At 59.7% G+C, this 25,042-nt stretch carries 18 protein-coding genes, 2 tRNA genes and 1 pseudogene; 13 read left to right on the forward strand and 8 right to left on the reverse strand.

Annotation, left to right across the window (positions count from 1 at the left end):
• Positions 1-38 precede the first annotated feature (38 nt).
• The 6 genes from BFP89_RS00860 to BFP89_RS00885 all read right to left on the reverse strand — a co-directional run bounded on the left by BFP89_RS00860 (position 39) and on the right by BFP89_RS00885 (position 4,380).
• Positions 39-881 (reverse strand): IS3 family transposase, encoded by an 843-nt coding sequence (locus BFP89_RS00860; protein WP_065883306.1) that lies wholly within the window; start codon positions 879-881, stop codon positions 39-41.
• The gene (locus tag BFP89_RS29130; RefSeq protein ID WP_065883309.1) at positions 878-1,186 is read right to left on the reverse strand and encodes a transposase; all 309 of its coding nucleotides are present in this window, start codon (positions 1,184-1,186) and stop codon (positions 878-880) included. Before BFP89_RS29130 ends, BFP89_RS00860 begins: the two co-directional genes overlap by 4 nt.
• A 129-nt stretch (positions 1,187-1,315) precedes the next feature.
• Positions 1,316-2,869, reverse strand: coding sequence for an ABC transporter permease (locus BFP89_RS00870; protein WP_065883311.1), 1,554 nt, complete (start codon positions 2,867-2,869; stop codon positions 1,316-1,318).
• A complete protein-coding gene (locus tag BFP89_RS00875) occupies positions 2,869-3,894 on the reverse strand; it encodes an iron ABC transporter substrate-binding protein (RefSeq protein ID WP_065883313.1) in 1,026 nt (341 codons plus the stop codon). Before BFP89_RS00875 ends, BFP89_RS00870 begins: the two co-directional genes overlap by 1 nt.
• Before the next feature lie 158 nt (positions 3,895-4,052).
• Positions 4,053-4,139, reverse strand: a tRNA-Leu gene (locus tag BFP89_RS00880).
• A gap of 154 nt (positions 4,140-4,293) precedes the next feature.
• Positions 4,294-4,380: transfer RNA gene (locus BFP89_RS00885), tRNA-Leu, on the reverse strand.
• A gap of 226 nt (positions 4,381-4,606) precedes the next feature.
• On the opposite strand from BFP89_RS00885, the gene rnr reads away from it, so the two are divergent.
• The 7 genes from rnr to dnaB all read left to right on the forward strand — a co-directional run bounded on the left by rnr (position 4,607) and on the right by dnaB (position 11,881).
• On the forward strand, positions 4,607-7,237 hold the full coding sequence (gene rnr, locus BFP89_RS00890) for a ribonuclease R (protein WP_065883316.1): 2,631 nt from the start codon (positions 4,607-4,609) through the stop codon (positions 7,235-7,237).
• Positions 7,234-7,989 (forward strand): 23S rRNA (guanosine(2251)-2'-O)-methyltransferase RlmB, encoded by a 756-nt coding sequence (gene rlmB / locus BFP89_RS00895; protein WP_065883318.1) that lies wholly within the window; start codon positions 7,234-7,236, stop codon positions 7,987-7,989. Before rnr ends, rlmB begins: the two co-directional genes overlap by 4 nt.
• Before the next feature lie 307 nt (positions 7,990-8,296).
• Positions 8,297-8,719, forward strand: a complete 423-nt coding sequence (gene rpsF, locus BFP89_RS00900; protein ID WP_003236224.1) for a 30S ribosomal protein S6 — start codon at positions 8,297-8,299, stop codon at positions 8,717-8,719.
• Between the two features lie 28 nt (positions 8,720-8,747).
• Positions 8,748-8,978 carry a 30S ribosomal protein S18 gene (gene rpsR / locus BFP89_RS00905; protein ID WP_002551829.1) on the forward strand — a complete coding sequence of 77 codons (231 nt, stop codon included), beginning with the start codon at positions 8,748-8,750 and terminating at the stop codon, positions 8,976-8,978.
• 36 nt (positions 8,979-9,014) lie between these two features.
• A complete protein-coding gene (locus tag BFP89_RS00910) occupies positions 9,015-9,908 on the forward strand; it encodes a hypothetical protein (protein ID WP_065883320.1) in 894 nt (297 codons plus the stop codon).
• 18 nt (positions 9,909-9,926) lie between these two features.
• Positions 9,927-10,373 (forward strand): 50S ribosomal protein L9, encoded by a 447-nt coding sequence (rplI, locus tag BFP89_RS00915; protein ID WP_003171376.1) that lies wholly within the window; start codon positions 9,927-9,929, stop codon positions 10,371-10,373.
• Positions 10,374-10,483: 110 nt separating this feature from the next.
• Positions 10,484-11,881 carry a replicative DNA helicase gene (gene dnaB, locus BFP89_RS00920; protein WP_003188079.1) on the forward strand — a complete coding sequence of 466 codons (1,398 nt, stop codon included), beginning with the start codon at positions 10,484-10,486 and terminating at the stop codon, positions 11,879-11,881.
• A gap of 13 nt (positions 11,882-11,894) precedes the next feature.
• Here dnaB and BFP89_RS00925 read toward each other — a convergent pair whose 3' ends face one another.
• On the reverse strand, positions 11,895-18,032 hold the full coding sequence (locus BFP89_RS00925; protein WP_176718384.1) for an NEL-type E3 ubiquitin ligase domain-containing protein: 6,138 nt from the start codon (positions 18,030-18,032) through the stop codon (positions 11,895-11,897).
• A 478-nt stretch (positions 18,033-18,510) separates the two neighbouring features.
• Here BFP89_RS00925 and BFP89_RS00930 point away from each other — a divergent pair, with 478 nt between their 5' ends.
• The 6 genes and pseudogenes from BFP89_RS00930 (at position 18,511) to BFP89_RS00955 (ending at position 24,352) form a co-directional block, all read left to right on the forward strand.
• Positions 18,511-20,814: a YgiQ family radical SAM protein gene (locus BFP89_RS00930; RefSeq protein WP_065883324.1), complete on the forward strand. Its 2,304-nt coding sequence runs from the start codon at positions 18,511-18,513 to the stop codon at positions 20,812-20,814.
• A 245-nt stretch (positions 20,815-21,059) separates the two neighbouring features.
• A pseudogene (locus tag BFP89_RS00935) lies at positions 21,060-21,475 on the forward strand (hypothetical protein).
• The gene (locus BFP89_RS00940) at positions 21,472-21,921 is read left to right on the forward strand and encodes a hypothetical protein (protein WP_065883326.1); all 450 of its coding nucleotides are present in this window, start codon (positions 21,472-21,474) and stop codon (positions 21,919-21,921) included. The pseudogene BFP89_RS00935 and the gene BFP89_RS00940 overlap by 4 nt, the downstream one beginning before the upstream one ends.
• A 295-nt stretch (positions 21,922-22,216) precedes the next feature.
• Positions 22,217-23,140: an NAD synthetase gene (locus tag BFP89_RS00945; protein ID WP_065883328.1), complete on the forward strand. Its 924-nt coding sequence runs from the start codon at positions 22,217-22,219 to the stop codon at positions 23,138-23,140.
• Positions 23,133-23,582 carry a hypothetical protein gene (locus BFP89_RS00950; protein WP_065883329.1) on the forward strand — a complete coding sequence of 150 codons (450 nt, stop codon included), beginning with the start codon at positions 23,133-23,135 and terminating at the stop codon, positions 23,580-23,582. Before BFP89_RS00945 ends, BFP89_RS00950 begins: the two co-directional genes overlap by 8 nt.
• A gap of 320 nt (positions 23,583-23,902) precedes the next feature.
• Entirely contained in the window at positions 23,903-24,352 is a 450-nt protein-coding gene (locus BFP89_RS00955) for a hypothetical protein (RefSeq protein WP_065883331.1), read from the forward strand.
• Between the two features lie 91 nt (positions 24,353-24,443).
• Here the strand turns inward: BFP89_RS00955 and BFP89_RS00960 are convergent, their stop codons facing one another.
• Entirely contained in the window at positions 24,444-24,932 is a 489-nt protein-coding gene (locus BFP89_RS00960; protein ID WP_065883333.1) for an Hcp family type VI secretion system effector, read from the reverse strand.
• Positions 24,933-25,042 lie beyond the last annotated feature (110 nt).

The raw sequence follows: 25,042 nt of genomic DNA on the forward strand, positions 1-25,042 counted from the left end.
TGAACTGGTCAAGTAATCCCGGACACCGATTACGGTGTTTATGCCGCTTTTTGCTCCATGGCTATTGGCGACAGGTAGTTGTTGTAGCTGTGGAGCCTGATTCGGTTGTATCGCATGAAGAAGCTGGTCATATCCCGCCTGGCTTCTTCAACTGTCGTGTAGCCCTTATTGGGCACCCACTCTGATTTAAGCGTCCCAAAGAAACGCTCTGTTGGCGCGTTGTCCCAGCACTGCCCCCTGCGGCTCATGCTTTGCGTTATCCCATGCTCCAGCAGCTCGGACTGAAAGAGCTGGCTGGTGTATTGGCTGCCTTGATCCGAATGAAACATCAAGCCTGCATGTTTGCCTCGAACCTCCACCGCCATTCTCAGCGCCTTGCTAACCAGGTTGGCGTCGTTGATCAGGGAAAACGCCCAGCCAACGATTCGGCGGGCGAACAGATCAATGACCGCTGCCAAGTGATACCAACGTTTACCAACCATCAGGCTGGTAACGTCGCCGCACCAGGCCTGATTGATTGCGGTTGGCTCGAAGTTACGCTCGAGCAGATTCTTGGCCACAAATGCTTCGACGCCTCTAGAGCGATACTGATGGCGGCGGCGCTGTCTGCTGGCCAGATTTGCCTCCGCCATGAGTTTTCCGGCCAGATGCCGTCCCACCTTGATCTGCTGGGCTTTCAAGTGCTGAGAGATCATCCGCGCGCCTGCACTTCCCCGGCTTTGGTCATGCAATTGCACGACTTTTGCTCTGAGCGCGTCACGCTTGGTATTCGGCACTGAGCGACGCTTAAGCCAGTCATAAAACGCGCTGCGGGAAACGCCCAGCGCACTGCAAAGCAGGCAGGTCGGATACGAACTCGACTCTCTCAGCTCCTCGATCAGGAAAAACGATCGGGATCCGACATCAAGAGAGCCGTAGCCTTTTTTAAGATTTCAGCCTCGGTCTCCAGGCGCTTGACCTTGGCTCGCAGCTGTTGAAGCTCTCGCTGTTCATCGCTGATTGCCTTAGTACCTGCCACTGGCTGCCCTTTCTGACGCTCTTTGCGAACCTGCTCAATCCAACGGCGCAGAGCCGTGGGGCCAACCTCCATCGACGCACAGACGTCAGGAACTGAGCAGTTATCATCAAGAACCATGCTTACAGCACGTTGCTTGAACTCGCGGGTGTAGGTCTTTCGCTCTTGCATGAAACCTCCTGATTGGGCGAATCATATCGCCCTTAAGAGGTGTCCGGGAGCATTAGGCCAGTTCAAGCCCCCTCCCACAGGTTGAAACGCATTCCAAATGTGGGAGGGGGCTTGCCCCCGATAGCCATCTCAGCGGCTCAAATACATCCGCGTCGTAAGCAGATACACCGGCAACCCCGACACCAGAATCAACAACGCCGCATAAGGCGCCGCCGCCGCAAACTCCACATTCGAGGTATGCGCCCACACGGCGGTGGCCAAGGTGTTCAGCCCGGTCGGACTAAGCAGCAAGGTCGCAGTCAATTCCTTCATCGCATCCAGAAACACCAGCGCAAACGCGGCGCCCAATGCCGGGAAAATGATCGGCAGCGTCACCCGGCAAAACGCACTGAACGACGATGCGCCGAGCGTGCGCGCCGCCTCTTCCAGCTGTGGTGCGGCCTTGTTCAGCGCCGTGCGAATCGGCGCCTGGGCCAGGGGCAGGAACAACAGCGCATAGGCGATCAGCAGCAGTGCCGACGTTTGATACAGCGCCGGCACGTAATGCAGTGCGAAATACACCAGGGTCAATGCAATCACCAGGCCGGGCAGGGCGTGCAGCAGGTACGGCAGGCGTTCGGCCCAGATCGCCAGCTGGCCTTTGTAGCGCACCACCAGCAGGCCTACCGGCACCGCCAGCGCCAGGCACAACGCCGCGCCACCCAGGGAAAGTGCCAGGGACGATAACAGCGCCTCACTGATGGCGGCGACCGGAAACGCCGCCGATGAGCCCACGGCCAGCCAATAACCGAGCATACCCAAGGGAATGCCGCTGCCAATGATCGCCAGCGCCAGGCAATAGAGTTGGCCAGGCAGCGCCCATTTACCCAGTTTCACCTGCTCGGCCTGTCGCGCCGCGCCCTGGCCGATCCGCACATGGCGGCCCTTGCCGCGCACGCGCAGCTCCAGCCACAACAAACTCAGGCACATCACCAGCAGCACCGCCGAGAGCATCGCGGCGTTGGCGTTGCTGAATTCCAGTTCGAACTGCTGGTAGATCGCGGTGGTAAAGGTCTGCAAGCCGATGATCGACAGGGCGCCGAACTCCACCAGCATGTGCAATGCAATCAACAGCGCTCCCGCGACCAGCGACGGCCACAGCAGCGGCAGGGTAATGCGCCGGAACACGCCCCAGCGATTCAGCCCCAGGGTGCGCGCCGATTCTTCCAGGGCCGGGTCCAGATTGCGCAGCGTGGCGGCTACCGGCAGAAAGACCAGCGGATACTTGGACAGGCTCATCACCAGGATCGCGCCGCCGAGGCCTTCGAAGTTGGCGCTCAGCGACACCCAGGTAAAACTGCTGACAAACGCCGGCACCGCAAACGGCAGGCACAGGATCACGCCCCAGAGGCGTCGCCCCGGCAGGTTGCTGCGTTCCAGCAGCCAGGCCAGGGACAGGCCGACCACGCCGCACACGACCGTCACGCCGACCATCAGCGACAGGGTATTGCGCAGCAGCCCGAACACATAAGGCCGCCACAGCAGATGCACCGCCTGTGCCCAGCCGGCCTGCCAGGCCTTGAGCCCGACATACACCAGCGGCAGCAGGCTCAGGCCAACCAGGAACAGCACCGGCAACAGCAGCCAGATTGAAGGGCGTTTGCGCCGGGGGCGAAAGCCGGCAGCGCTGAGCGACGGGGTCATCAGTTCAAGCCAACGTCACGTTCCAGTTCCAGGGCTTCTTCGGCATTGCCCAGGTCGGCGGGGGTGACTTTCGGCGGTTGCAGTTCGTTGAAGGGCTTCAGGCCGCGGTTGGATTGCATGCCCTTGCGCAGCGGGTATTCCGCCGAGGTGTTGGTGATCACGCGCTGGCCTTCTTCACTGGCCATGAAGGCCAGCAGTTGCTGGGCTTCCTTGGGGTGTTTGCTGGATTTCAGCGCGGCAGCCGAAGACACGGTAATCAGGCCGCCGGCATCGCCGTCGGTGAAATAGTGCAGTTGGGAGTCGAGGTTGGTTTTCTCTTTCTTCAAGGCAAACCAGTAATAATTGTTCACCAGTACGGTGGCCACTTCGCCATTTTCAACGGCCTTGAGGGCCACCATATTGTTGCTGTACACCTTGCCGAAGGCGCGCAGGCCGGTCAGCCACTCTTCGGCCGCTTCGCGCCCGTGCAGCTTGATGATCGCCACGGCCTGTTCCTGAAACGCGCCGCTGGTGGGCACGAAGCCAACCTTGCCTTGCCATTCGGGGCCGGCGAAATCCAGCACCGATTTGGGCAGGTCTTTTTCGGAAATCAGCTTGGGGTTGAAAGCGACGACGCGGGTGCGTGCAGTGACGCCCATCCAGTCGCCATTGCTGCCGACGTAATCCTTGGGCAGCACGTCGAGGGTGCCGGCATCGGTCTTCGCCAACAAGCCTTGCTCGCCGAGTTTGTTCAGCGGCGGCGATTCTTCGGTGTAGATCACATCGGCAGGGGAGCGGTCACCCTCTTCGACGACCTGGCTGGCCAGCTGGTTGCTGCTGCCTTTGCGCACGTTGACGTGAATACCGGTCTTGGCTTCGAAGGCTTTGGCGAGTTCATCGCCGACTTCTTTGTGCTGGCCGTTGTAAAGGGTCAGGGAGACCTTGTCAGCGGAATAGGCGTTGGGTGAGAGGAGAGTCAGGCCGAGCAGAGTAAGAGACAGGCCACGCAGAAGGGATGTCTTGAATCGGGTATCGCGGATCATCATCCGAAGTGTTCCTCGCTTATGTGCAACAAATCACTACAAGGATAAACGATAAAGCTTCTCAAGTGCGGACTTGAGGGTAATCGCGGGGAACGTTTTCAAGCCGGATTTTTCAAACCCCGGAAACGAAAAAACCCGCTTTCGCGGGTTTCATCTGAATTTGGTGCCCAGGAGAAGACTCGAACTTCCACGACCTTGCGATCACCAGCACCTGAAGCTGGCGTGTCTACCAATTTCACCACCTGGGCATTATCAAGCAACGTTGCCGCTGTTGATGGGGCGAACTATACGGCGGGCTTTTTAATCTGTAAACCCCTGATTCGAAAAATATAAATCAATTTTTCCGTTAAAAATCAAAGGTCTGAAACGAAAAAACCCGCTTTCGCGGGTTTGATCTGAATTTGGTGCCCAGGAGAAGACTCGAACTTCCACGACCTTGCGATCACCAGCACCTGAAGCTGGCGTGTCTACCAATTTCACCACCTGGGCATTATCTGACAACGTTGCCGTCGTCGATGGCGCGCACTATACGGAGCGATATTTACCCTGTAAACCCCTGCCATGAAAAAAGCCTGGAAAATTTCGCCAATGGTCGTGCAAGGTGCGCGCCGAGGGCTGCAAAGGGCTTTTAAAAGGCTTGATGACGTCTGAAATTTCCCGTTTCAATACGCGTATGCCAAACTAACCCGCATATAGACAAGGTGAAAACTCTCTAATGGCCGATTGGCAGTCCCTCGATCCCGAGGCCGCTCGTGAAGCGGAAAAATATGAAAACCCTATTCCTAGCCGCGAACTGATCCTGGCGCACCTCGCCGATCGTGGTTCGCCTGCTAGCCGCGAGCAGTTGGTTGAAGAATTCGGTCTGACCACCGAAGACCAGCTCGAAGCCCTGCGCCGCCGTCTGCGTGCGATGGAGCGCGATGCTCAGTTGATCTACACCCGCCGTGGCACCTACGCGCCGGTCGACAAGCTCGACCTGATCCTGGGCCGCATCGCCGGCCATCGGGACGGCTTCGGCTTCCTGATCCCGGACGACGGCAGTGACGACCTGTTCATGAGCCCTGCGCAGATGCGCCTGGTGTTCGATGGCGACCGTGCCCTGGCGCGCGTGTCCGGCCTGGACCGTCGTGGTCGTCGCGAAGGCGTGATCGTCGAAGTGGTGTCCCGTGCCCACGAGTCCATCGTCGGTCGTTACTTCGAAGAGGGCGGCATCGGCTTTGTGGTGCCGGATAACCCGAAGGTCCAGCAGGAAGTGCTGATCACCCCGGGCCGCAATGGCGCCGCCAAGGTCGGCCAGTTCGTCGAGGTGAAAATCACCCACTGGCCGACTGCGCGGTTCCAGCCCCAGGGCGATATCGTTGAGGTGGTCGGCAACTACATGGCGCCGGGCATGGAAATCGACGTGGCGCTGCGCACCTACGATATTCCTCACGTCTGGCCTGATGCCGTGCTGAAGGAAGCCGCCAAGCTCAAGCCGGAAGTTGAAGACAAGGACAAAGAAAAACGCATCGACCTGCGCCATCTGCCGTTCGTCACCATCGACGGCGAAGATGCCCGCGACTTCGATGACGCGGTCTACTGTGAAGCCAAGCCGGGCAAGCTGCGCCTGTTCTCCGGCGGCTGGAAGCTGTACGTCGCGATTGCCGACGTGTCCAGCTACGTGAAGATCGGTTCGGCCCTGGATAACGAAGCCCAGGTGCGCGGCAACTCCGTGTACTTCCCTGAGCGCGTGATCCCGATGTTGCCGGAGCAGTTGTCCAACGGCCTGTGCTCGCTGAACCCGAAAGTCGACCGTTTGGCCATGGTGTGCGAGATGACCATCTCCAAGACCGGTGAAATGACCGACTACCAGTTCTACGAAGCGGTGATTCACTCCCAGGCGCGCCTGACCTACAACAAGGTCAGCACCATCCTGGAAACGCCGAAGACCAGCGAAGCCAAGGCCCTGCGCAGCGAATACGCCGACGTGGTGCCGCACCTCAAGCAGCTGTACTCGCTGTACAAGGTGTTGCTGGGCGCCCGCCACACCCGTGGCGCGATCGATTTTGAAACCCAGGAAACCCGGATTGTCTTCGGTTCCGAGCGCAAGATCGCTGCCATCACCCCGACCACCCGTAACGACGCGCACAAGCTGATCGAGGAATGCATGCTGGCGGCCAACGTGGCCACCGCTGAATTCCTGAAGAAGCACGAAATTCCTGCGTTGTACCGCGTCCACGACGGTCCGCCGCCGGAGCGCCTGGAAAAACTGCGCGCGTTCCTTGGCGAGCTCGGCCTGTCCCTGCACAAAGGCAAGGACGGCCCGACGCCGAAGGATTACCAGGCCCTGCTGGCCAGCATCAAGGACCGTCCGGATTACCACGTGATCCAGACCGTGATGCTGCGCTCGTTGAGCCAGGCGGTGTACAGCGCCGACAACCAGGGCCACTTCGGCCTGAATTACGAGGCGTACACCCACTTCACTTCGCCGATCCGCCGTTACCCGGACTTGCTCACGCACCGCGCGATCCGCAGCGTGATCCATTCCAAGCAGAACACCCCGCACGTCAAGCGCGCCGGTGCCATGACCATTCCGAAGGCACGGATCTATCCGTACGACGAAGCGGCGCTTGAGCAGTTGGGCGAGCAGTGCTCCATGAGCGAGCGTCGCGCCGACGAAGCCACCCGCGATGTGGTGAACTGGCTCAAGTGCGAGTTCATGAAGGACCGCGTGGGCGAGTCGTTCCCGGGTGTGATCACCGCCGTGACCGGTTTCGGCCTGTTCGTCGAGCTGACCGACATCTACGTCGAGGGTCTGGTGCACGTCACCGCCTTGCCGGGTGACTACTACCACTTCGATCCTGTGCACCATCGCCTGGCGGGCGAGCGCACCGGTCGCAGCTTCCGCCTGGGCGATACCGTGGAAGTGCAGGTCATGCGTGTCGATCTGGACGAGCGCAAGATCGACTTCGGCATGCCTGACAAGCCCGCAGAGCCGGCTGGCCGCAAAAAGCGTGGCAGCGAAACCGCAGCGCCGGCGTCCAAGGGCAAGGCTTCCAGCGCGAAGACGGCTGCCGAGCCTGCACCTGCCAAGACCGGGCGTCGTTCTTCGGCCAAGGACAAGGCCCCTGAAGCCTACCGTCCAAGCGATGCCGCGGCGAAAAATGCCGAGCTGCGCAAGAGCCGCGAGTTGAAGCAACAGTTGCTCAACGAAGCCAAAAGCGGTGGTAAAGCGGCGTCTGGGGGAAAGTCCCAAGGGGCGGAAAAACCGTCGAGCAAACCGAGTAAACACCGTAAAGGCCCGCCTAAAGCGGGTTCGGCCCCCGCGAAAAGCGGCGGGTCGCGCAAACCTAAGGCCAAGTCATGAGTCTGGAAAAAATCTACGGCGTGCACGCCGTAGAAGCACTGCTGCGTCACCACCCCAAGCGCGTCAAGCAGGTGTGGCTGGCGGAAGGTCGCAGCGAGCCACGCGTGCAGACGCTGGTCGAGCTGGCCACCCAGAACAAGGTTGCCATCGGCCAGGCCGAACGCCGTGAAATGGACGTGTGGGTAGAAGGTGTTCACCAGGGCGTGGTGGCCGACGTCAGCCCGAGCCAGGTGTGGGGCGAAGCCATGCTCGACGAGCTGCTCGACCGTACCGAAGGCGCACCGTTGCTGCTGGTGCTGGATGGCGTGACCGATCCGCACAACCTCGGCGCCTGCCTGCGTTCGGCGGATGCGGCCGGCGCGCTGGCGGTGATCGTGCCTAAAGACAAGTCGGCCACCCTCACGCCGGTCGTGCGTAAAGTGGCCTGCGGCGCGGCGGAAGTGATTCCGCTGGTGGCCGTGACCAACCTGGCGCGCACCCTGGAGAAGCTTCAGCAGCGCGGCTTGTGGATTGTCGGCACGGCAGGCGAGGCCGAAGTCAGCATCTACGACCAGGACCTCACCGGCCCGACCATCCTGGTCATGGGCGCCGAAGGCAAGGGCATGCGTCGCCTGACCCGCGAGCATTGCGATTACCTGGTGCACTTGCCGATGGCCGGCAGCGTCAGCAGCCTGAACGTGTCGGTGGCGACGGGCGTATGCCTGTTCGAAGCGCGGCGTCAGCGCGGTGCCAAGGCCAAGACCAAGAAGTAAGCCGGGCCTGGCCTGGATCAAAATGTGGGAGGGGGCTTGCCCCCGATAGCGGTGTTTCAGTTACAGATGTTGTGACTGACCCACTGCAATCGGGGGCAAGCCCCCCCACAGTTGTTTTTGTGGTGTTTGGTCGATTGTTCAAATAATCACCAATCACCTTGCGCGCTTTCTCCCCCTTCTCTACAATTGCGCCCCTTGCCCACCTGGCAGGCACGCATGTGCCTCCCCTGCGGCAAGATCCATAAGTGTCATTCACTCCTTGTCTGACCGTTTTTGAGCGGCAGGCTACAACCCGTAAGGAGCATTCATGCGTCATTACGAAATCATCTTTTTGGTCCACCCGGATCAAAGCGAGCAAGTCGGCGGCATGGTTGAGCGTTACACCAAGCTGATCGAAGAAGACGGCGGCAAAATCCACCGTCTGGAAGATTGGGGCCGTCGTCAACTGGCCTACGCAATCAACAATGTTCACAAGGCTCACTACGTGATGCTGAACGTTGAATGCACCGGCAAGGCCCTGGCCGAGCTGGAAGACAACTTCCGCTACAACGATGCAGTGATCCGTAACCTGGTCATCCGTCGCGAAGAAGCCGTTACCGGCCAATCCGAGATGCTCAAGGCTGAAGAAAACCGCAGTGAGCGCCGTGAGCGTCGCGACCGTCCTGAGCACGAAGGCGCTGATAGCGCTGATAGTGATGACAGCGACAACAGCGATAACGCTGACGAGTAATCCACGGACCTTTTAAGGAGCCTATCAAATGGCACGTTTCTTCCGTCGTCGTAAATTCTGCCGCTTCACCGCTGAAGACGTGAAAGAGATCGATTACAAAGATCTCAACACTCTGAAAGCCTACGTATCCGAGACCGGCAAAATCGTTCCAAGCCGTATCACCGGTACCAAAGCACGTTATCAGCGTCAGCTGGCCACCGCTATCAAGCGCGCCCGCTTCCTGGCCCTGCTGGCCTACACCGACAGCCACGGCCGCTGAGACCGGGCAGTCGACAAGTAGTAAGGGATTGAATGCATGCGCGCCTTAGCTGAGTTCATCATGCGCGGTCGTGTGCAGGCCACTCTGGTAGTGGCTGGCTGTGCGGCATTGCCGTTGCTTTATTGGTTGGGTGCTGCCGCAGGTTGCCTTGTGCTCCTGCGGCGCGGTTTGAAGGACGCCCTGGGCGTTCTTGCCCTGGGTTTGTTGCCGGCCTTGATCTGGTGGCTGCAAATGGGTGATCCACGGGTACTTCTGGTACTGCTGGGATCATCGAGCCTTGCGTTGGTTCTGCGCGCAAGTGAGTCCTGGGTCCGTACGCTGCTGGTCAGCGTGGCAGTGGGGTTGGTGTACTCAGTGATGCTTGGCGCGGCTTTCCGCCCGCAAATCGAGGCGCTGGCGCAGGAGATCATCAAGATCCTGCCGCTGGCCCTCGGGGATCTCTACCAGCAATTGTCGGTAGATGAGCGAGCGCGGTTTGCGTCACTGATTGCGCCGGTCCTGACCGGCCTGATTGCGGCTTTGCTGCAGGTTGTCAGCGTGCTGAGCCTGATTCTTGGGCGTTATTGGCAGGCGTTGTTGTATAACCCGGGTGGTTTTGGTCGCGAGTTTCGCAGTATCAGGATTCCCGCGGGACCGGCGATGTTGCTGCTGGCGTGCATGGTTGTCGGACCGAACTTCGGTCCACAGATGGCCTTGCTGGCGCCGATTTGCAGCGTACCGCTGGTGTTTGCCGGGCTGGCCCTGATTCATGGGCTGGTGGCGCGAAAGCGCCTGGCCAGGTTCTGGCTGGTGGGGTTGTACGTCACGCTGTTGCTGTTCATGCAGCTGATCTATCCGTTACTCGTGGTCCTGGCCATTGTCGACGGCCTGATTGATTTTCGCGGACGTCTGGCGTCGAAAGATGCCGATAGCGCGAACGGTGAAGGTTAAAAGTTAGAGGATTTTCACATGCAACTGATCCTTCTGGAAAAAGTCGCCAACCTGGGCAACCTGGGCGACAAAGTGAACGTTAAGGCCGGCTACGGTCGTAACTACCTGCTGCCATACGGCAAAGCCACCGCTGCAACCGCTGCCAACCTGGCTGCGTTTGAAGAGCGTCGTGCCGAGCTGGAAAAAGCCGCAGCAGACAAAAAAGCTTCGGCCGAAACTCGCGCTGCCCAACTGGCTGAGCTGGAAGTGACTATCACTGCCACTGCCGGTGACGAAGGCAAGCTGTTCGGTTCGATCGGCACCCACGACATCGCTGATGCACTGACCGCCTCCGGCGTTGAAGTGCAGAAGAGCGAAGTTCGTCTGCCGAACGGCACCATCCGCAACGTAGGCGAATTCGACGTAGCCGTGCACCTGCACGCCGAAGTTGAAGCCACCGTACGCGTTGTCGTGGTAGCAGCTTAAGTCGCACCTAACTGACTGGCACCTCGTGTGTCAGCCGGTTAACATCGGGCACGATCCTGTTTACAGGTCGTGCCTTTTGTTTTTTTACACACCCCAAATTTCAAGTGGCCATGAACGAAATCTCCGCTCCTGAGCAATACGATCTGCAAACCGCTGCCCTGAAGGTGCCGCCGCATTCCATCGAGGCCGAACAGGCCGTGCTCGGTGGCTTGATGCTGGACAACAACGCCTGGGAACGCGTGCTGGATCAAGTCTCGGACGGTGACTTCTATCGCCATGACCACCGCCTGATCTTCCGCGCCATCGCCAAGTTGGCCGACCAGAACTCACCGATCGACGTGGTGACCCTGGCCGAGCAACTGGACAAGGAAGGCCAGACCTCCCAGGTCGGCGGCCTGGGCTACCTCGGTGAGCTGGCGAAGAACACGCCGTCCGTCGCCAACATCAAGGCGTATGCGCAGATCGTCCGCGAGCGCGCCACCTTGCGCCAGTTGATCGGCATCAGCACCGAAATCGCCGACAGCGCCTTCAACCCCGAAGGCCGCACCGCCGCCGAAATCCTCGACGAAGCCGAGCGCCAGATCTTCCAGATCGCCGAAGCCCGTCCGAAAACCGGCGGGCCGGTCAGCGTCAACGACCTGCTGACCAAAGCCATCGACCGCATTGACACCCTGTTCAACACGGATGCGGCGATTACCGGCATTTCCACCGGCTACACCGACCTCGACGAAAAGACCAGCGGCCTGCAGCCGTCCGACCTGATCATCGTCGCCGGCCGTCCGTCGATGGGTAAGACCACCTTCGCAATGAACCTGGTGGAAAACGCCGTACTGCGCAGCGACAAGGCGGTGCTGGTGTACTCCCTCGAGATGCCAGGCGAATCGCTGATCATGCGTATGCTGTCGTCGCTCGGCCGTATCGACCAGACCAAGGTGCGTTCCGGCCAATTGGAAGACGACGACTGGCCACGCCTGACCTCGGCGGTCAACTTGCTCAACGACCGCAAGCTGTTCATCGATGACACCGCCGGTATCAGCCCTTCAGAGATGCGTGCGCGTACCCGCCGCCTGGTGCGTGAACACGGCGATATCGCCCTGATCATGATCGATTACCTGCAGTTGATGCAGATCCCGGGTTCGAGCGGCGACAACCGTACCAACGAGATTTCCGAAATCTCCCGTTCCCTGAAAGCCCTGGCCAAGGAATTCAACTGCCCGGTGGTGGCGCTGTCCCAGCTCAACCGCTCCCTGGAACAACGCCCCAACAAGCGCCCGGTCAACTCCGACTTGCGGGAATCCGGGGCGATCGAGCAGGATGCTGACGTGATCATGTTCGTGTACCGCGACGAGGTGTACCACCCCGAAACGGAACACAAGGGCATCGCCGAGATCATCATCGGCAAGCAGCGGAACGGCCCGATCGGCTTTATTCGCCTGGCGTTCATCGGTAAGTACACGCGCTTCGAGAACCTGGCGCCGGGCAGTTACAACTTCGACGACGACGAGTAAACGCTGGCCGGGATCATTCGGCCAGCACTTGCCGGGTCAGTGTCTGGATCAGCTCGGCTTCTTCGATAGCGAGCTGGGCCTGCTCGTCATCGGTTTGCTTCTTGTAGTCCGCTTCCGGCAGTAGTCCGGCGACAAAACTGTCGCGTAATGCATTCAATCGTTCCTGAGCGGGTTGGCGCTGCGCTTCGAATTGCGCTCGGTATTTGTTGGTTATATAGACCTGCCAGAACTCCCTGGAAACCAGTGCCTGGAATTCCTCAGGTGAATTATCCAGGGCCACGATTTTTTCATAAGCGCTATCCAGCCTGTCCTGAGTGACGTCACCCATCTGGGTAAAGGCCGTCCGCTGAGGCTGTCCGGGCAGCTGGAGGCGATCCTTGAGGCCGTAGCGATAAGCCAGCCTGATCTCGACTTCCTCACTCAGGCGCAGGCGATGGGGGCGTTTCCCTTCTTCCGATACCGTCGGATCGTTGACGATCATCTCGCTGCGCTGGATGTCGGCTGAGGCGAACTTGTCCACTTCATGCAAACGGAACAGCCCTCTGGACAATGCCGATAGCGCCTTGCCTTGTGATTGGTCCATGGCTTGACTCAGGGCCCTGTATACCAGGACCGCGACCTCCAGGTTGCCAAACGAGAACGCCGCTCGGTCGCAGCACGCAGGTTCGCCGGCCCGATCGAAAACTTCTTTGCGCAGCTGTTCGGACTCCGGACTGTTTTCGGAGATGGCGTCGATCAACTCCCAGACTCTTCGCCGGTGATCCTGCTGGCCCGTATCCAGTTGCTCCAGGCGCCTGAGCAGGTCGAAGAAAGGCTCCGCTCCCTGCTGTTCGCGCAGCATATTCCATTGCGCTCGCCTGGCGGAAACCTGGGCGGAGGCCAGTCCGTTGGTCAAGCGTCGAAACGACTCGTCGCCCCGATTTCTAAAGGGTGCCGGTGACCTGTTTTCGGTGGATGTGACCACTAGACGGTTCGGCTGCCCCACTTGGGCGAGCCCGGCTGTGATCAACCGTTCTGCGTATTGCGCGACCCGCGTCAACGTCTGATCGGACAATGGATTGCCGGTAACAGAGGTCACGTTATTGAGTCGGGCCGCCTGGGCCAGGAGCGCATCTGTAGGCGCGATGACGGCGTCAGGGATCTCTGTAATCCGGTTGGCGTTCAGGTTGATCGTGTCCAGCAGCGGCTGCTCCGCCAGGCCCGTCGGCCATGTCTCAATGCCTGTGCCCGACAGATTAATCGAGCGGATATCGGGTATCTGGCTGAAGTCGGGGGTCACGCCGAGCTGTTGGTTTCCCTGTAACAAGAGCGCTCTGAGCGTGACGCGTTCCGCCAGGATGCGGGCGGTGTCCGGGGTCAGGCGAATACGGTTGTTATGCAGATACAAGCGCGTAAGGCCGTGCATCTCGCCCAATGCCGGGGGAAGGTCCCTGAGCTGATTGTCTGCCAGGTTCAGCCAGCGTACGTGTCGGTATCGCGTCAGGAAGCTTTCCGGGGAAACACTCAGGTTCATATTATTCAGCTTGAGTGAGCCTACGTGGCTGAAGTCTACGTCAAGGTCTGGCAGGCTCGGCAGTGTCAGTCCACTGAGATCGAGTTGCAGGCCGATCGGTGTGCCGTCATTGGCCAGCATCTGTGGTGTTTCTCGTCTCCAGCAACTCAGAATACGAGCTTTAGCGATGTCGCGATCCCCCCGAGTCACTGCATTGGTTGCCAATTGGCCTGCGCGAACGTAGCCCTGACGGCGAACGCCTCCCGAAAAGGCCCAGGCGTCCAACTGTGATTGGAGTTGATTGAACTCAAGTTCCAGCCTGTCCAGCTCTGCCGCCACTGTTCCTTTGGGCAGCCCCCAGAGAAACTCTCGAGTTTGCTTGATGTTCTTGCCCGGATACATCCGCTGATACCTTTCAACCCTTGGATTGCCACAGTCAAACGCGCTGTCGATTGCGTTCTTGATCAGGTTCGGATGGTTTTCATGCAGATTGCGCCAATAGCTGTCGAATTTTCTCCAGTATTTAGCGGGGAAGTCATTGCCTTGCAGCTGCGTGACGTTATTGATCCGGACGATGGCCTCCAATTGATCGATCGGTGGGTTCAGGCAGGTTTCAGGCACTGCGCGCAGGCGGTTATTGAGCAGTTTGACGCTTTTCAGGCGGGTTTGACTCAGCAGCCCTGTTGGCCATTGATCGATCTGTGTACTGCTGAGGTCCAGGGTTTGCAGTTTCGGCATGCCACTGAAATCGGGTGTTATCCCCAGCGGGTTTTCCGACAGATCGATATGTTCAAGTTGGGTCAGGCCGGCCAATTTTTCAGCGCTGGGTACATCCAGCCTGATCTGGTTCGAGCTCACGTTCAGCCAGGTCAATTGGCTCATTTCGCTGACCGCTGTGGGAAGCCTGTCGAGTTTGGAGTGGGTGATGCTCAGTCGCTCCAGGTTGGAGAAATTGCCCAGGAACGTATCGGCCCCGTCCGACCAGTTGATCGACACAAGATCCAACTTCCGTACATGGCTGAAGTCGGCTTTCAGTCCTGGAAGCGCAGCCGTACCCGGCGGCATCCTGAGTGATGTCCCGGTCTCACGACGCCAGCAGCGTTTGACCTCATCGGTAACGAGCCTGGGCCAGCTTGCAGATTCGGATGCGTTCGCATGCCGCCATGCTTTCAACTCCCTGCCGAGGGTTCTGTATTCGGTTTCTCGTCGAGCCAGTCCCCCAGCAATGTCGTTGCCCAGAGACTGGATAAAGGCGTTGATCTGTCCCTGGTCAAACGACGGAAACAGTGTGTGTACTCGCCGCTGCGGACTGCGCAGTTGATTCAAGAGGGTGCTGGCACTGTCGGCCAATTGCCGAAAGAATGACCATTCATGCCATTCGCCTCGTACACCTCCCGGAGCACCGACGAGGGCGCTGACCCACACATTGGCGGCATTGCGCCGGATGGCATGGCTTTCACCGAGGCGGCTGCTGTTGTAGACGTTAGCCTCGTCCATCGCTACCGGATCGCCCGGTTTGACGATGCGCCAGACTTTGCCAGTCGCCGAGGAAGCGTCGCGGTCGAGCATGACCCGGTAGGTGCCGTTGTCGATGGTCACGTATCGACGCTCGCCCATGGCGTGGATACCGTCTGCATCGGCATTGTCTGGCACATGCCAGTGGGGTATCCGGAAAGCACTGATGCTTGAGGTTGATAGCGGCGCCTCCCGCGAAGGTGTGAGGAATTGCGGCAGATGCGCCTGTTGTACGCGCGCCTGTTCAAGCATGTCCTGGGCCAGCACGGCGATGTCGTGGGGCTCAAGGCCCAGCTCATTGCGTTGGGTTTCGGTGAGCGCGCGCAGGGTGGCGCCGAGTAGGCTGTTCTGCCCGGCGACGGCCGTTTTCAGTTCGCCACTGCCCTGTAGGTAGCCGGCATATTCAGTGCCGGACTTGACCAGCATGACGAAGCTGTCTGCGTCTTCGCTCCCATAGGTGTCCAGCAGTGAGCCTCGGTGGGTGATCCGCCCGGTCTGATCGGTGGCGCCTTGGTAAACCTTTACACCGAGGTCGCTCGGCCAACCCGGCAAGAGCGTCAGCAGGTTGCAGAACAGGGCCTGGCTGTGCGCGTTGAGCCCGAGGCCGCTCGGGTCCGAAAGTGCGTTGAGCGCCTCAGTGATGGTGCTTTGTTGAATGCTCTTGTGAATGGCTTCGCGTACTGGAGCCTCCAGGAACGAGTAAAGGCCGATGTCGCGTAATGCGGGATGACGCCGTAGCAAATCTGCGGCCATTGCTCGTGACAGGTCCGGAAAGCGACGCCGCAACAGGCTGATGGCGGGGTCACCACCGGCTGTCTGCCCAAACAGTGCCGTGGGTGCAAACCGAGTGGCTGGATGTTGTGCATTCATGTGGTCGCGCAGTCGGCCATCGCGTAACGCCTCATACACGGCTGCTTGATGCGTCTGAAGGTGTGCCGCGAGTTTTTTTCTCAGCTCAAGCAATCGGCTCGCCAGGTGGAGCGCTTCACTGCCGTGACCTGCCTGGCCCAAGGTGCTACCCGGGATGAATCGTTCATGTTCCTGCAAGACCTGTTGCATGAGTGAGCCGACCGGCGAGCCAAATGCCGGTGCCAGGTAACGATCACGCCCCTCCTGGCGCAGCTCGATGGTGGCCAATGGTTGTGTGTGGGGCGCGAGCATCGGGGTGTAGCTGGACAGCAAGGTTTTGCCGTCAGGGGTGTACAGCTTGATCGTGCAGGTGCCCAGGTCTGCCAGCAGTGCAGGCATGATCTGGTCGGCGATGGGCGGCAGCGGGCCATCGCTGCGCCCTAGCGCTGTTTGCAGCTGGGTGAGCCCTTCGCGCAGTTGCTGATTCTCGATGGCTTGTGTCAAGGCGACAGGGCCGGGCCGGCGATCGAACCAGATATCCAGCAATTCCTGGCGATCAACGGCCGCGACATCCAACGCGCGCTTGCTGGCGGTCGGGCTCAACGGCAGTTCGCTGGGCGAGATCATGTGCTGCAGCAATTGGGCTTCGTTCAGCGCGCGGGTATCGATGGAGTCGAGTGTCCAGCGGTCATGTTTGGCCGAGTAAGTGACATAGGGGTGAATGCTTGAAGTGCCCGGCATGTCCAGTTGATAGCGCCCGGAGCGCTTCTCGAGGGTGACCTGGGCGAATTTGGTTTGGTTGTCGACCTGCAGCTTGATGTAGCTGCGGCCGCCCTTTTCAAACAGGCCTTGAGGGTTTTGTTCAAGTCCTGTCAGGTAGTTCGGGTCGATTTGTGTGTAGTCGTTGATGAACCACAACCCTGGCTTGCCGTCTGTGGCAATAGCGTAGTTGGGGTTGCCCAGCGCGCTCATCAACCGACGGGTGCGGCGGGCAGACAACTTGGCCGCCGCCCCCTGTAAACGCAGCCCCACCAGCAGGTCAAGAATGTCGCCGACGGCTTGCACCAGCTCTGCCTGCTGGCCCCGGCGCAGCGCCGCAATGGCAGACCAGGCCTGGTAGACGAGGGTGCCCAGCATTGCGACCAGCATGATTTTGCCCAAGCCGGTCACGCCACCGGGGAGCGGAATCAGCAGCATCGACAAGGTCTCGCTGACCAGATAGGTGGCCAACGCAACGGCGGCCTCGCGGTCCGCCATTTTATTGGTGCGCGCCAGTCGGATAAGGTCCGATTGGATTGGCCACGACTGGTAGATCGGCAAGGTGAGGGCGAGGCTGCGGATGTCCGTGCCGATTTTTTCCACCGCCAGTTTTTGCCTGTTTGGGGTCTTGCTGGCAAACAGGTCATACAGGATCCGTGCGTGCCAGGAGAGGTCGTCCCGGTTGACATTCAGCGGTTTGATGAAGGCTCGCAGCTTTTCCTGATTGTTCAGGGAGATGGCCTTCATGAACCAACTGAAGTGTGCCAGCCCCACGTCGTTGCGGATCTGGTTCTGCAGGGCGTCCACGGCTTCTTGCCCAGAGGCGTGCCGCCGTAGTGCGCCGTTGGGGCGGTCCGGGAAATAACTGTAGACGCAAGAACCGTCTGGCGTATCAAAGCGACGAGTGAAAAACGGCAAGGCAATCTTGTCGCCGCCGGCGTCCAGTTGGTAGAGGTCCCAATGCACGCTGGTGTCGAACAGCCAGCTTTTGAGATCATTGAATTCCCGCTCGCTGATACTCCAGGACTCATTGGTGCGATAGGCGTCCCTCAAAGCGACCAGCAGCTTGGTGCCTTGCAGGCCGGAGAGCGGGTTGGACAGACGCTTCATGAACTCTTTTTCGATGTAGTCGCTGATGCGCTTGCCGATGTCCACGCTCCTTGCCACGCCCACGAACTCTTTGACGCTGATGACGTCGCCGCTGATAGAGCTGGCGCGTTGTTCTTCGGTGGAGAAATACGCGGTAAACCCGAAGTTGCGATACGCGGCCTCCAGCAAGGTGATCGAGCGTTCGTACTCACGTACGCCCAGGTCCTCTTTGTAGATACGCACGTTGTTGCCCAGGCGATCATTGGCGGGGAGGTCATCCTGGGAGACCGGCAACTGCCGGATCCGCGTCTTCAGGTAGGTAGTACGCGAATTGATGGCCGTGCCGGTTTTGCTCTTCAGCGCGCGCTCCAGAGCGTCGACCATTTGCCGGCTCAGGTCGTCGTAAAGAGCTGTGAGGGCGTTGCCAAGGGTTTGCTCGCGCTCCACCAGCTCTTTGCTCAGGCGCAGGTATTCTTTTTGCTCATCCACGCCCATCTTGCCCATGAAGGCGGTTACGTTTTCCTGTATCAGCTGATAAATCTGTTGTTCGGCCCAGCTTGCATTGGTAAGTAATGCAGGTTGCTCTGCATCAGGGGTGACTGAGTTGGTCATGGTGTGTGCTCAGGAAGAGAGCGCTTGGCATGGCAGCCTGGCAGGCGCTCTGTTGAAAGGACCGAGCGACATTAGGGCGGACAGTATCGAAAGAAGCGGTGCATAAAGCTGTGCGCTGAAAACGCCCCGGCCCTTGCACCATCAATGACGACGAGTGATCAGCACCCCCATGCGGGCCCTGCCACCAGCAAAACCGGGCTATAAGCGCCGTCGGGCGCGGCGTGGCTAAAAGCCGACCACTGTCGTCGGAATTGGTCAAAATTTGTGCTATATTCCGCGCCCGCGATTTTTCATCTCAACACCGGTCACCGTCATGCAAACAGCCAAGCCGTTATTTGACTATCCCAAGTACTGGGCCGAATGTTTCGGTCCTGCGCCATTCCTGCCGATGAGCAGGGAGGAGATGGATCAGCTTGGCTGGGATTCCTGCGACATCATCATCGTCACCGGTGATGCCTACGTTGACCATCCGTCGTTCGGCATGGCGATCATCGGCCGGCTGCTGGAGTCCCAGGGCTTTCGCGTCGGGATCATCGCCCAGCCGAACTGGCAGTCCAAAGACGACTTCATGAAGCTCGGCGAGCCGAACCTGTTCTTCGGCGTCGCGGCCGGCAACATGGACTCGATGATCAACCGTTACACCGCCGACAAGAAAATCCGTTCCGACGACGCCTACACCCCTGGCGGCATGGCCGGCAAACGCCCGGACCGTGCGAGCCTGGTGTACAGCCAGCGTTGCAAGGAAGCCTACAAGAACGTGCCGATCGTGCTGGGCGGTATCGAAGCCTCCCTGCGCCGTATCGCCCACTACGACTACTGGCAGGACCGTGTGCGCAACTCGATCCTGATCGACGCCACCGCCGATATCCTGCTGTACGGCAACGCCGAGCGGGCCATCGTCGAAGTGGCCCAGCGCCTGTCGTGGGGCCACAAGATTGAAGACATCACCGACGTGCGCGGCACCGCGTTCATTCGCCGTGACACCCCGGCGGGCTGGTACGAAGTGGACTCCACGCGCATCGACCGCCCGGGCAAGGTCGACAAGATCATCAACCCGTACGTCAATACCCAGGACACCCAGGCTTGCGCCATTGAGCAGGAAAAAGGTCCGGTTGATGATCCGGACGAAGCCAAGGTCGTGCAGATCCTGGCCAGCCCGCGCATGACCCGCGACAAGACCGTAATCCGCCTGCCGTCGGTGGAAAAAGTCCGTGGCGACGCGGTGCTCTACGCCCACGCCAACCGCGTGCTGCACCTGGAAACCAACCCAGGCAACGCTCGTGCCCTGGTGCAGAAGCACGGTGAAGTGGACGTGTGGTTCAACCCGCCGCCCATTCCGATGACCACCGAAGAAATGGACTACGTGTTCGGCATGCCTTACGCCCGTGTCCCGCACCCGGCGTACGGCAAGGAGAAGATCCCGGCCTACGACATGATTCGCTTCTCGGTGAACATCATGCGTGGCTGCTTCGGCGGCTGCACCTTCTGCTCGATCACCGAGCACGAAGGCCGCATCATCCAGAACCGTTCCGAAGAGTCGATCATTCGCGAGATCGAAGAGATCCGCGACAAGGTGCCGGGCTTTACCGGCGTGATCTCCGACCTCGGCGGGCCAACCGCGAACATGTATCGCATCGCCTGCAAGAGCCCGGAAATCGAATCCGCGTGCCGCAAGCCGTCGTGCGTGTTCCCGGGCATCTGCCCGAACCTGAACACCGACCACTCGTCGCTGATCCAGCTGTACCGCAGCGCCCGTGCGTTGCCGGGTGTGAAGAAGATCCTGATCGCCTCCGGCCTGCGTTACGACCTGGCCGTTGAGTCGCCGGAATACGTCAAGGAGCTGGTGACCCACCACGTCGGTGGTTACCTCAAGATCGCCCCGGAGCATACCGAGGAAGGTCCGCTCAACCAGATGATGAAACCGGGCATCGGCAGCTATGACAAGTTCAAGCGCATGTTCGAGAAGTACACCAAGGAAGCGGGCAAGGAGCAGTACCTGATCCCGTACTTCATCGCCGCTCACCCCGGCACCACCGATGAAGACATGATGAACCTGGCCCTGTGGCTCAAGGGCAACGGCTTTCGTGCCGACCAGGTGCAGGCGTTCTATCCGTCGCCGATGGCCACCGCCACCGCGATGTACCACTCGGGCAAGAACCCGCTGCGCAAGGTCACCTACAAGAGTGATGCGGTGACCATCGTCAAGAGCGAAGAGCAGCGCCGTCTGCACAAGGCGTTCCTGCGCTACCACGATCCGAAAGGCTGGCCAATGCTGCGTGAAGCGCTGACCCGCATGGGCCGCGCCGACCTGATCGGGCCGGGTAAGGACCAATTGATTCCGCTGCACCAGCCGAGCACCGACAGCTACCAGAGCGCGCGTCGCAAGAACTCGACGCCGGCCGGCAGCCACAAGGTCGCCAGGGAAACTACCACCAAAATCCTCACCCAGCACACCGGCCTGCCACCGCGTGGCAGCGACGGCAGCAACCCGTGGGACAAGCGCGAACAAGCCAAGGCGGCGGCGCAGGCGCGCAACAAACAGGCGGCGAAGGAACGTACCGATGCGGCCAAGGGCAAAGGCGGCAAGCCTGTGCGCAAGCCGGTGGTGCCGCGTTGATCGCAGCCTGATCTGCCAAACGCCAGCCTCGTGCTGGCGTTTTGCTTTCTAGTCGGTGGTGAGCCTGTTTGGTATGGTGGCGCCTATCAGATTGCTATCGGGGGCAAGCCCCCTCCCACACTTGACTGAGTTCCAGCATAAGAATGCGGTCGAATGTGGGAGGGGGCTTGCCCCCGATAGCGTCAGTCCAGTCTCCACCCTTTCAAGGAAGAACACCCCATGGGCAACCCCTGGCCGGCATCGGCATGGACTCCAACCGCTCCCGGTTCATGGCGCGCCAGCGCATTGAAAGTCAGATCAACCTGCCACGGCTGTTCGCGGCCATCCCCGTGAAGGACGCTTCCAGAAGGAGACATTTGATATGGGTCTTTCCTGCGGCGCAGCGGTGATCGGCTGGATCGTTGTATTCAGCGGCAGCGTCGCTGTGCCGTTCACTGCCGGTGCCAGTGCGTTTGTGGTGGGTATCGGCGTCACTGCGGCGCTGGCGAGCAGCGCCCAATGCGGATTTGGCTACAGCTCCACCGAAATCCGCCACGCCACGCTGACCCAATTGAAAGATGCGCTGGGCGGCCTATTGGGCATCGCCGGTAGCTATCGAACCGGGCATGTCGGTACGACCAGCACCATTGCGATCGGCTTGTACGAGGATTTGACCGAATGAGCGGCTTCCCCGATATGCGCAGTTTTCTCGCCCGTTATTTTCCGGTGTTCATGGGCACCGTCTTCACGGCGATCTTCTCCGGCTCGGTCGCAGTTTCCACGGCGGGCGTGACCTATTTGCGTGGGGTAGAGCCAGCGCTCAAGTCCAGCTATTCGGGGGCTGCGATTCTGCTGCTGGTGGTGGTGCTGGTGTTTGGCAACGTGATGATCGCGCGTGGCTATCCCTGGGCGGCCAGGCTGGTGGCGGGATACCTCGGCGCATGCCTGTTGTTCGTCTTGCCGATGATTCAGTACGACCTCAACCGCCTGGTGTACGGCTCGGCGGTGTTGTTCCCACTGCTGGGCTTGCTGTTGCTCAACAGCAAGCGCCACCGCGAAATGCGTCAGCGGCTACTTGAAATACGGCGCCTGCGACAGGCCGTCGTTGCCCAGCGTAGAGCCCGTTGATTGGGTAGATTCACCACCTGTGTTCGCACCCTCATCAGGAAGTCTGGCCCGCGTTGCGATCTCGCGCTAAACCAGCCGGCCGCCCAGGCTTGTAAAGCGCCAGTCTCGGCTTGGCGTTTGCTTTGTGGTCGGTGGTGAGCCTGTTTGGTAAGGTGGCACCCATTAGATTGCCATCGGGAGCAAGCCCCCTCCCACACTTGACTGAGTTCCAGCATGAGAATGTGGTCGAATGTGGGAGGGGGCTTGCCCCCGATAGCGTCAGTTCAGTCACCCCCCTTCAAGGACGAGCACCTCCATGAGCAACCCCCTGCTCAGCATCGGCATGGACTCCAACCGCTCCCAGTTCATGGCGCGACAGCGCATTGAAAGCCAGATCAACCTGCCGCGGCTGTTCGCGGCCATTGACGCAGACCCCGGCATTGTTGGTGCGGGCGTGGTGTATATCGACGCCGACTTCAACGTGGTGACCCTGCGTGAGTTCCAGCCTATCTGCAGCATTGCCCCCAAGCGCGTTATTTTGCGTGAGGCGCAGAAATACATCGCCCCGGCGCAGTTTGCGCAACAGGTCCAGGACAACCCCCGCGAATCGCGCCTGGTGGGGGAGGCGATCAACACCTCCCTATCCTGCGCGGGCGCGATTATCGGTTGGATCGTTGTGCTCAGCGGCACCGTTGCTGTGCCGTTCACGGCGGGCGCCAGCACTGTGATTACGGCCATCGGCTATACCGCTGCCACGGCCAGCACGCTCCAGTGTTTTGCCAGCGGCTATCGCGTCAGCAATGAGATCAGCGACCCCTCCAAAAATGACAAGCTTGATAGCTCGCAGTGGTACCAGTACACGATGATCGCGCTGGACGCGGCGTCGTTGATCGGGGTCGGTGCATCGACGTTGACCACGGTAAAACTGGTGCGGTTGAACCAGGCGACCACCGGCAAAAGCGTGCGGGACGTGCTGCGCGGATTGAACCGGCAAGAGCGCGCCAAGCTTACCAAGGAGCTGCTCAGCATCAAGGACCCGCGCATGAGCGCCAAAATGCTCAAGTTGAAGCAGCTGTCCGGCGAGACGACCAAGCGGTTCACGCCCGCTCAGGTCAGGCATGCCACAGTGACCCAGATACAGGATGCATTGGGCGCGGCCATCGGCTTTACCGGCAGCGCAATTTCCGGGAATGTGCGCACCATTGCCGTGGGGCTGTATGAGGAAATGAGCGATGAATGAGCTACCTGGTATTCGCAGTTTTCTGGCGCAGTACTTTCCGGTCTTCATGGGCGCTATTTTCGCGGCGGTGTTCAGCCTTGTGTTTGCGGTGCCACTGATTTTCGACAGTTATTTCCCAAGCTTGCCGATGGACGACAACCTCAAGTATTCCTTCCTGGGTGGCCTCGCGCTGACGTGGGGCATCGTGCAGTGCAATTTCATGATCGCCCGCGGGCGACCGCAGTGGGTATGGCCGCTGGCGGCGCTGCTCGCACTCTGTGTTCTGGCGGTACTGCCCACTATTGCCTTTGGTCCTCATCCTCTGTCCTATGGATTGAGCCTGCTGTTTCCGCTGCTCGGGTTGTTGCTGCTCAACAGCAAACGCCACCGCCAAATGCGCCGCAAACTGGTCGAAGTCCGCCGCCTGCGCCAGACCATGACTGCCCAACATAAACGCCGTTGATTGGGTAGATTCACCACCTGTGTTCGCACCTTCACCAGAAGGTCTGGCCCGCTTTAGGATATCTCGCTAAACCAGCCGGCCGCCCTGACCTGTAAAGCGCCAGTCTCGGGTTGGCGTTTCGCTTTGTGGTCGGTGGTGAACCCGTTTGATAGGGTGGCGCCCATTGAATGGCTATCGCGGGCAAGCCCCCCTCCCACACTTGACTGAGTTCCAGCATGAGAATGCAGTCGAATGTGGGAGGGGGCTTGCCCCCGATAGCGTCCTTTCAGTCTCTACCTCTTCAAGGAAGAACACCCCATGGGCAACCCCCTGGCCAAAGAATGGGCGAACTGATGACGCTCCGGGACTTTTTCAGGCATTACTTTCTGACATTTCTGGGCGGCGTATTTGCGGCGTATTTTTCATTGGCGTTGGCCATGGCGCTGGCGTTCGTCACCTATTTTGCTGATGCGCCCCTTGCGCAAGTCGGGCGCAAGATCATGCTGGCCGGGGCCGTGTTCACGCTGCTGACGGTGCACAGCAACTTTATGATTTTGCGCGGCGAACCCTCCTGGACATGGTTGATGGTCGGTATCTACGTGGCCTGCCTGCTGTTTGTGTTGCCGATGTTCCAATACGCCCCTCATCCTGTTCTTTATGGGCTGGCGCTGGTTTTTCCACTGTTCGGGCTGCTGATACTCAACAGCAAGGGGCAGCGAGAGATGCGAGCCAAATTGGTTAAAATTCGCCACCTGCGGCAAGTCGTTATCGCGCAGCGAAAAGCTCGTTGACTGAGTAGGGTCGTCACCTGGCTTGCGCTCCAACCTTCCTTGGCACAAACGTGAGCCGGCCGAGGCTGGAGGACAGTTCCGGCTTGCGGTGTCAGATTTTGACGTTTTGGCGAATGTTCCAGCCGTATTTGACCGCGCCACCGTCTTTGCCTCCGTCGGCCTTCTGCGGCTGATAGCTGACTTCGCTGATGGCGAAATTCAGGCCGATTACTTCAGTCAGTACGTCGCTCGTCGTTACTGCGTCGGTTTGGTAGGAGGTGACCATGACCTCCTTCATCGTGATGACCAGATACTCCACGGCGCTGCTGCCGCCGGCCTTGCGCACCACCAGCCTGGCCTCGGGGTAATGCTTGCCGGTGGAGCAGGCCATCATCAGGTTGGGTGAAGACTTGTCCATGACCTTGGAGATAGACAGATTTTCAATATTGACCTTGCCGGCACCGCCGCCGCTGCCGGTGTGCATGGAGCCTGTCTGGGACATGCCCCAACCCCATTTGCTGATTTCGATTTCATCGCGATGCCCCTGGTCTTTGGACTCACCCTTGATGTCTGCGAGCTTTAAAAACATATCAGTTGCCATGGTCGCTCCCTGTTTGAGTGTTCGCCGGTAGTGGCGCGGGGCGTACTTTTTCCTATGCGGGATATGGCCTACAAGACGCTGCATCATGATCAGGAAGTGCCTGTCTTGAT

The organism is Pseudomonas sp. 31 R 17, from assembly GCF_900004915.1.
GTDB lineage: Bacteria > Pseudomonadota > Gammaproteobacteria > Pseudomonadales > Pseudomonadaceae > Aquipseudomonas > Aquipseudomonas orientalis_A.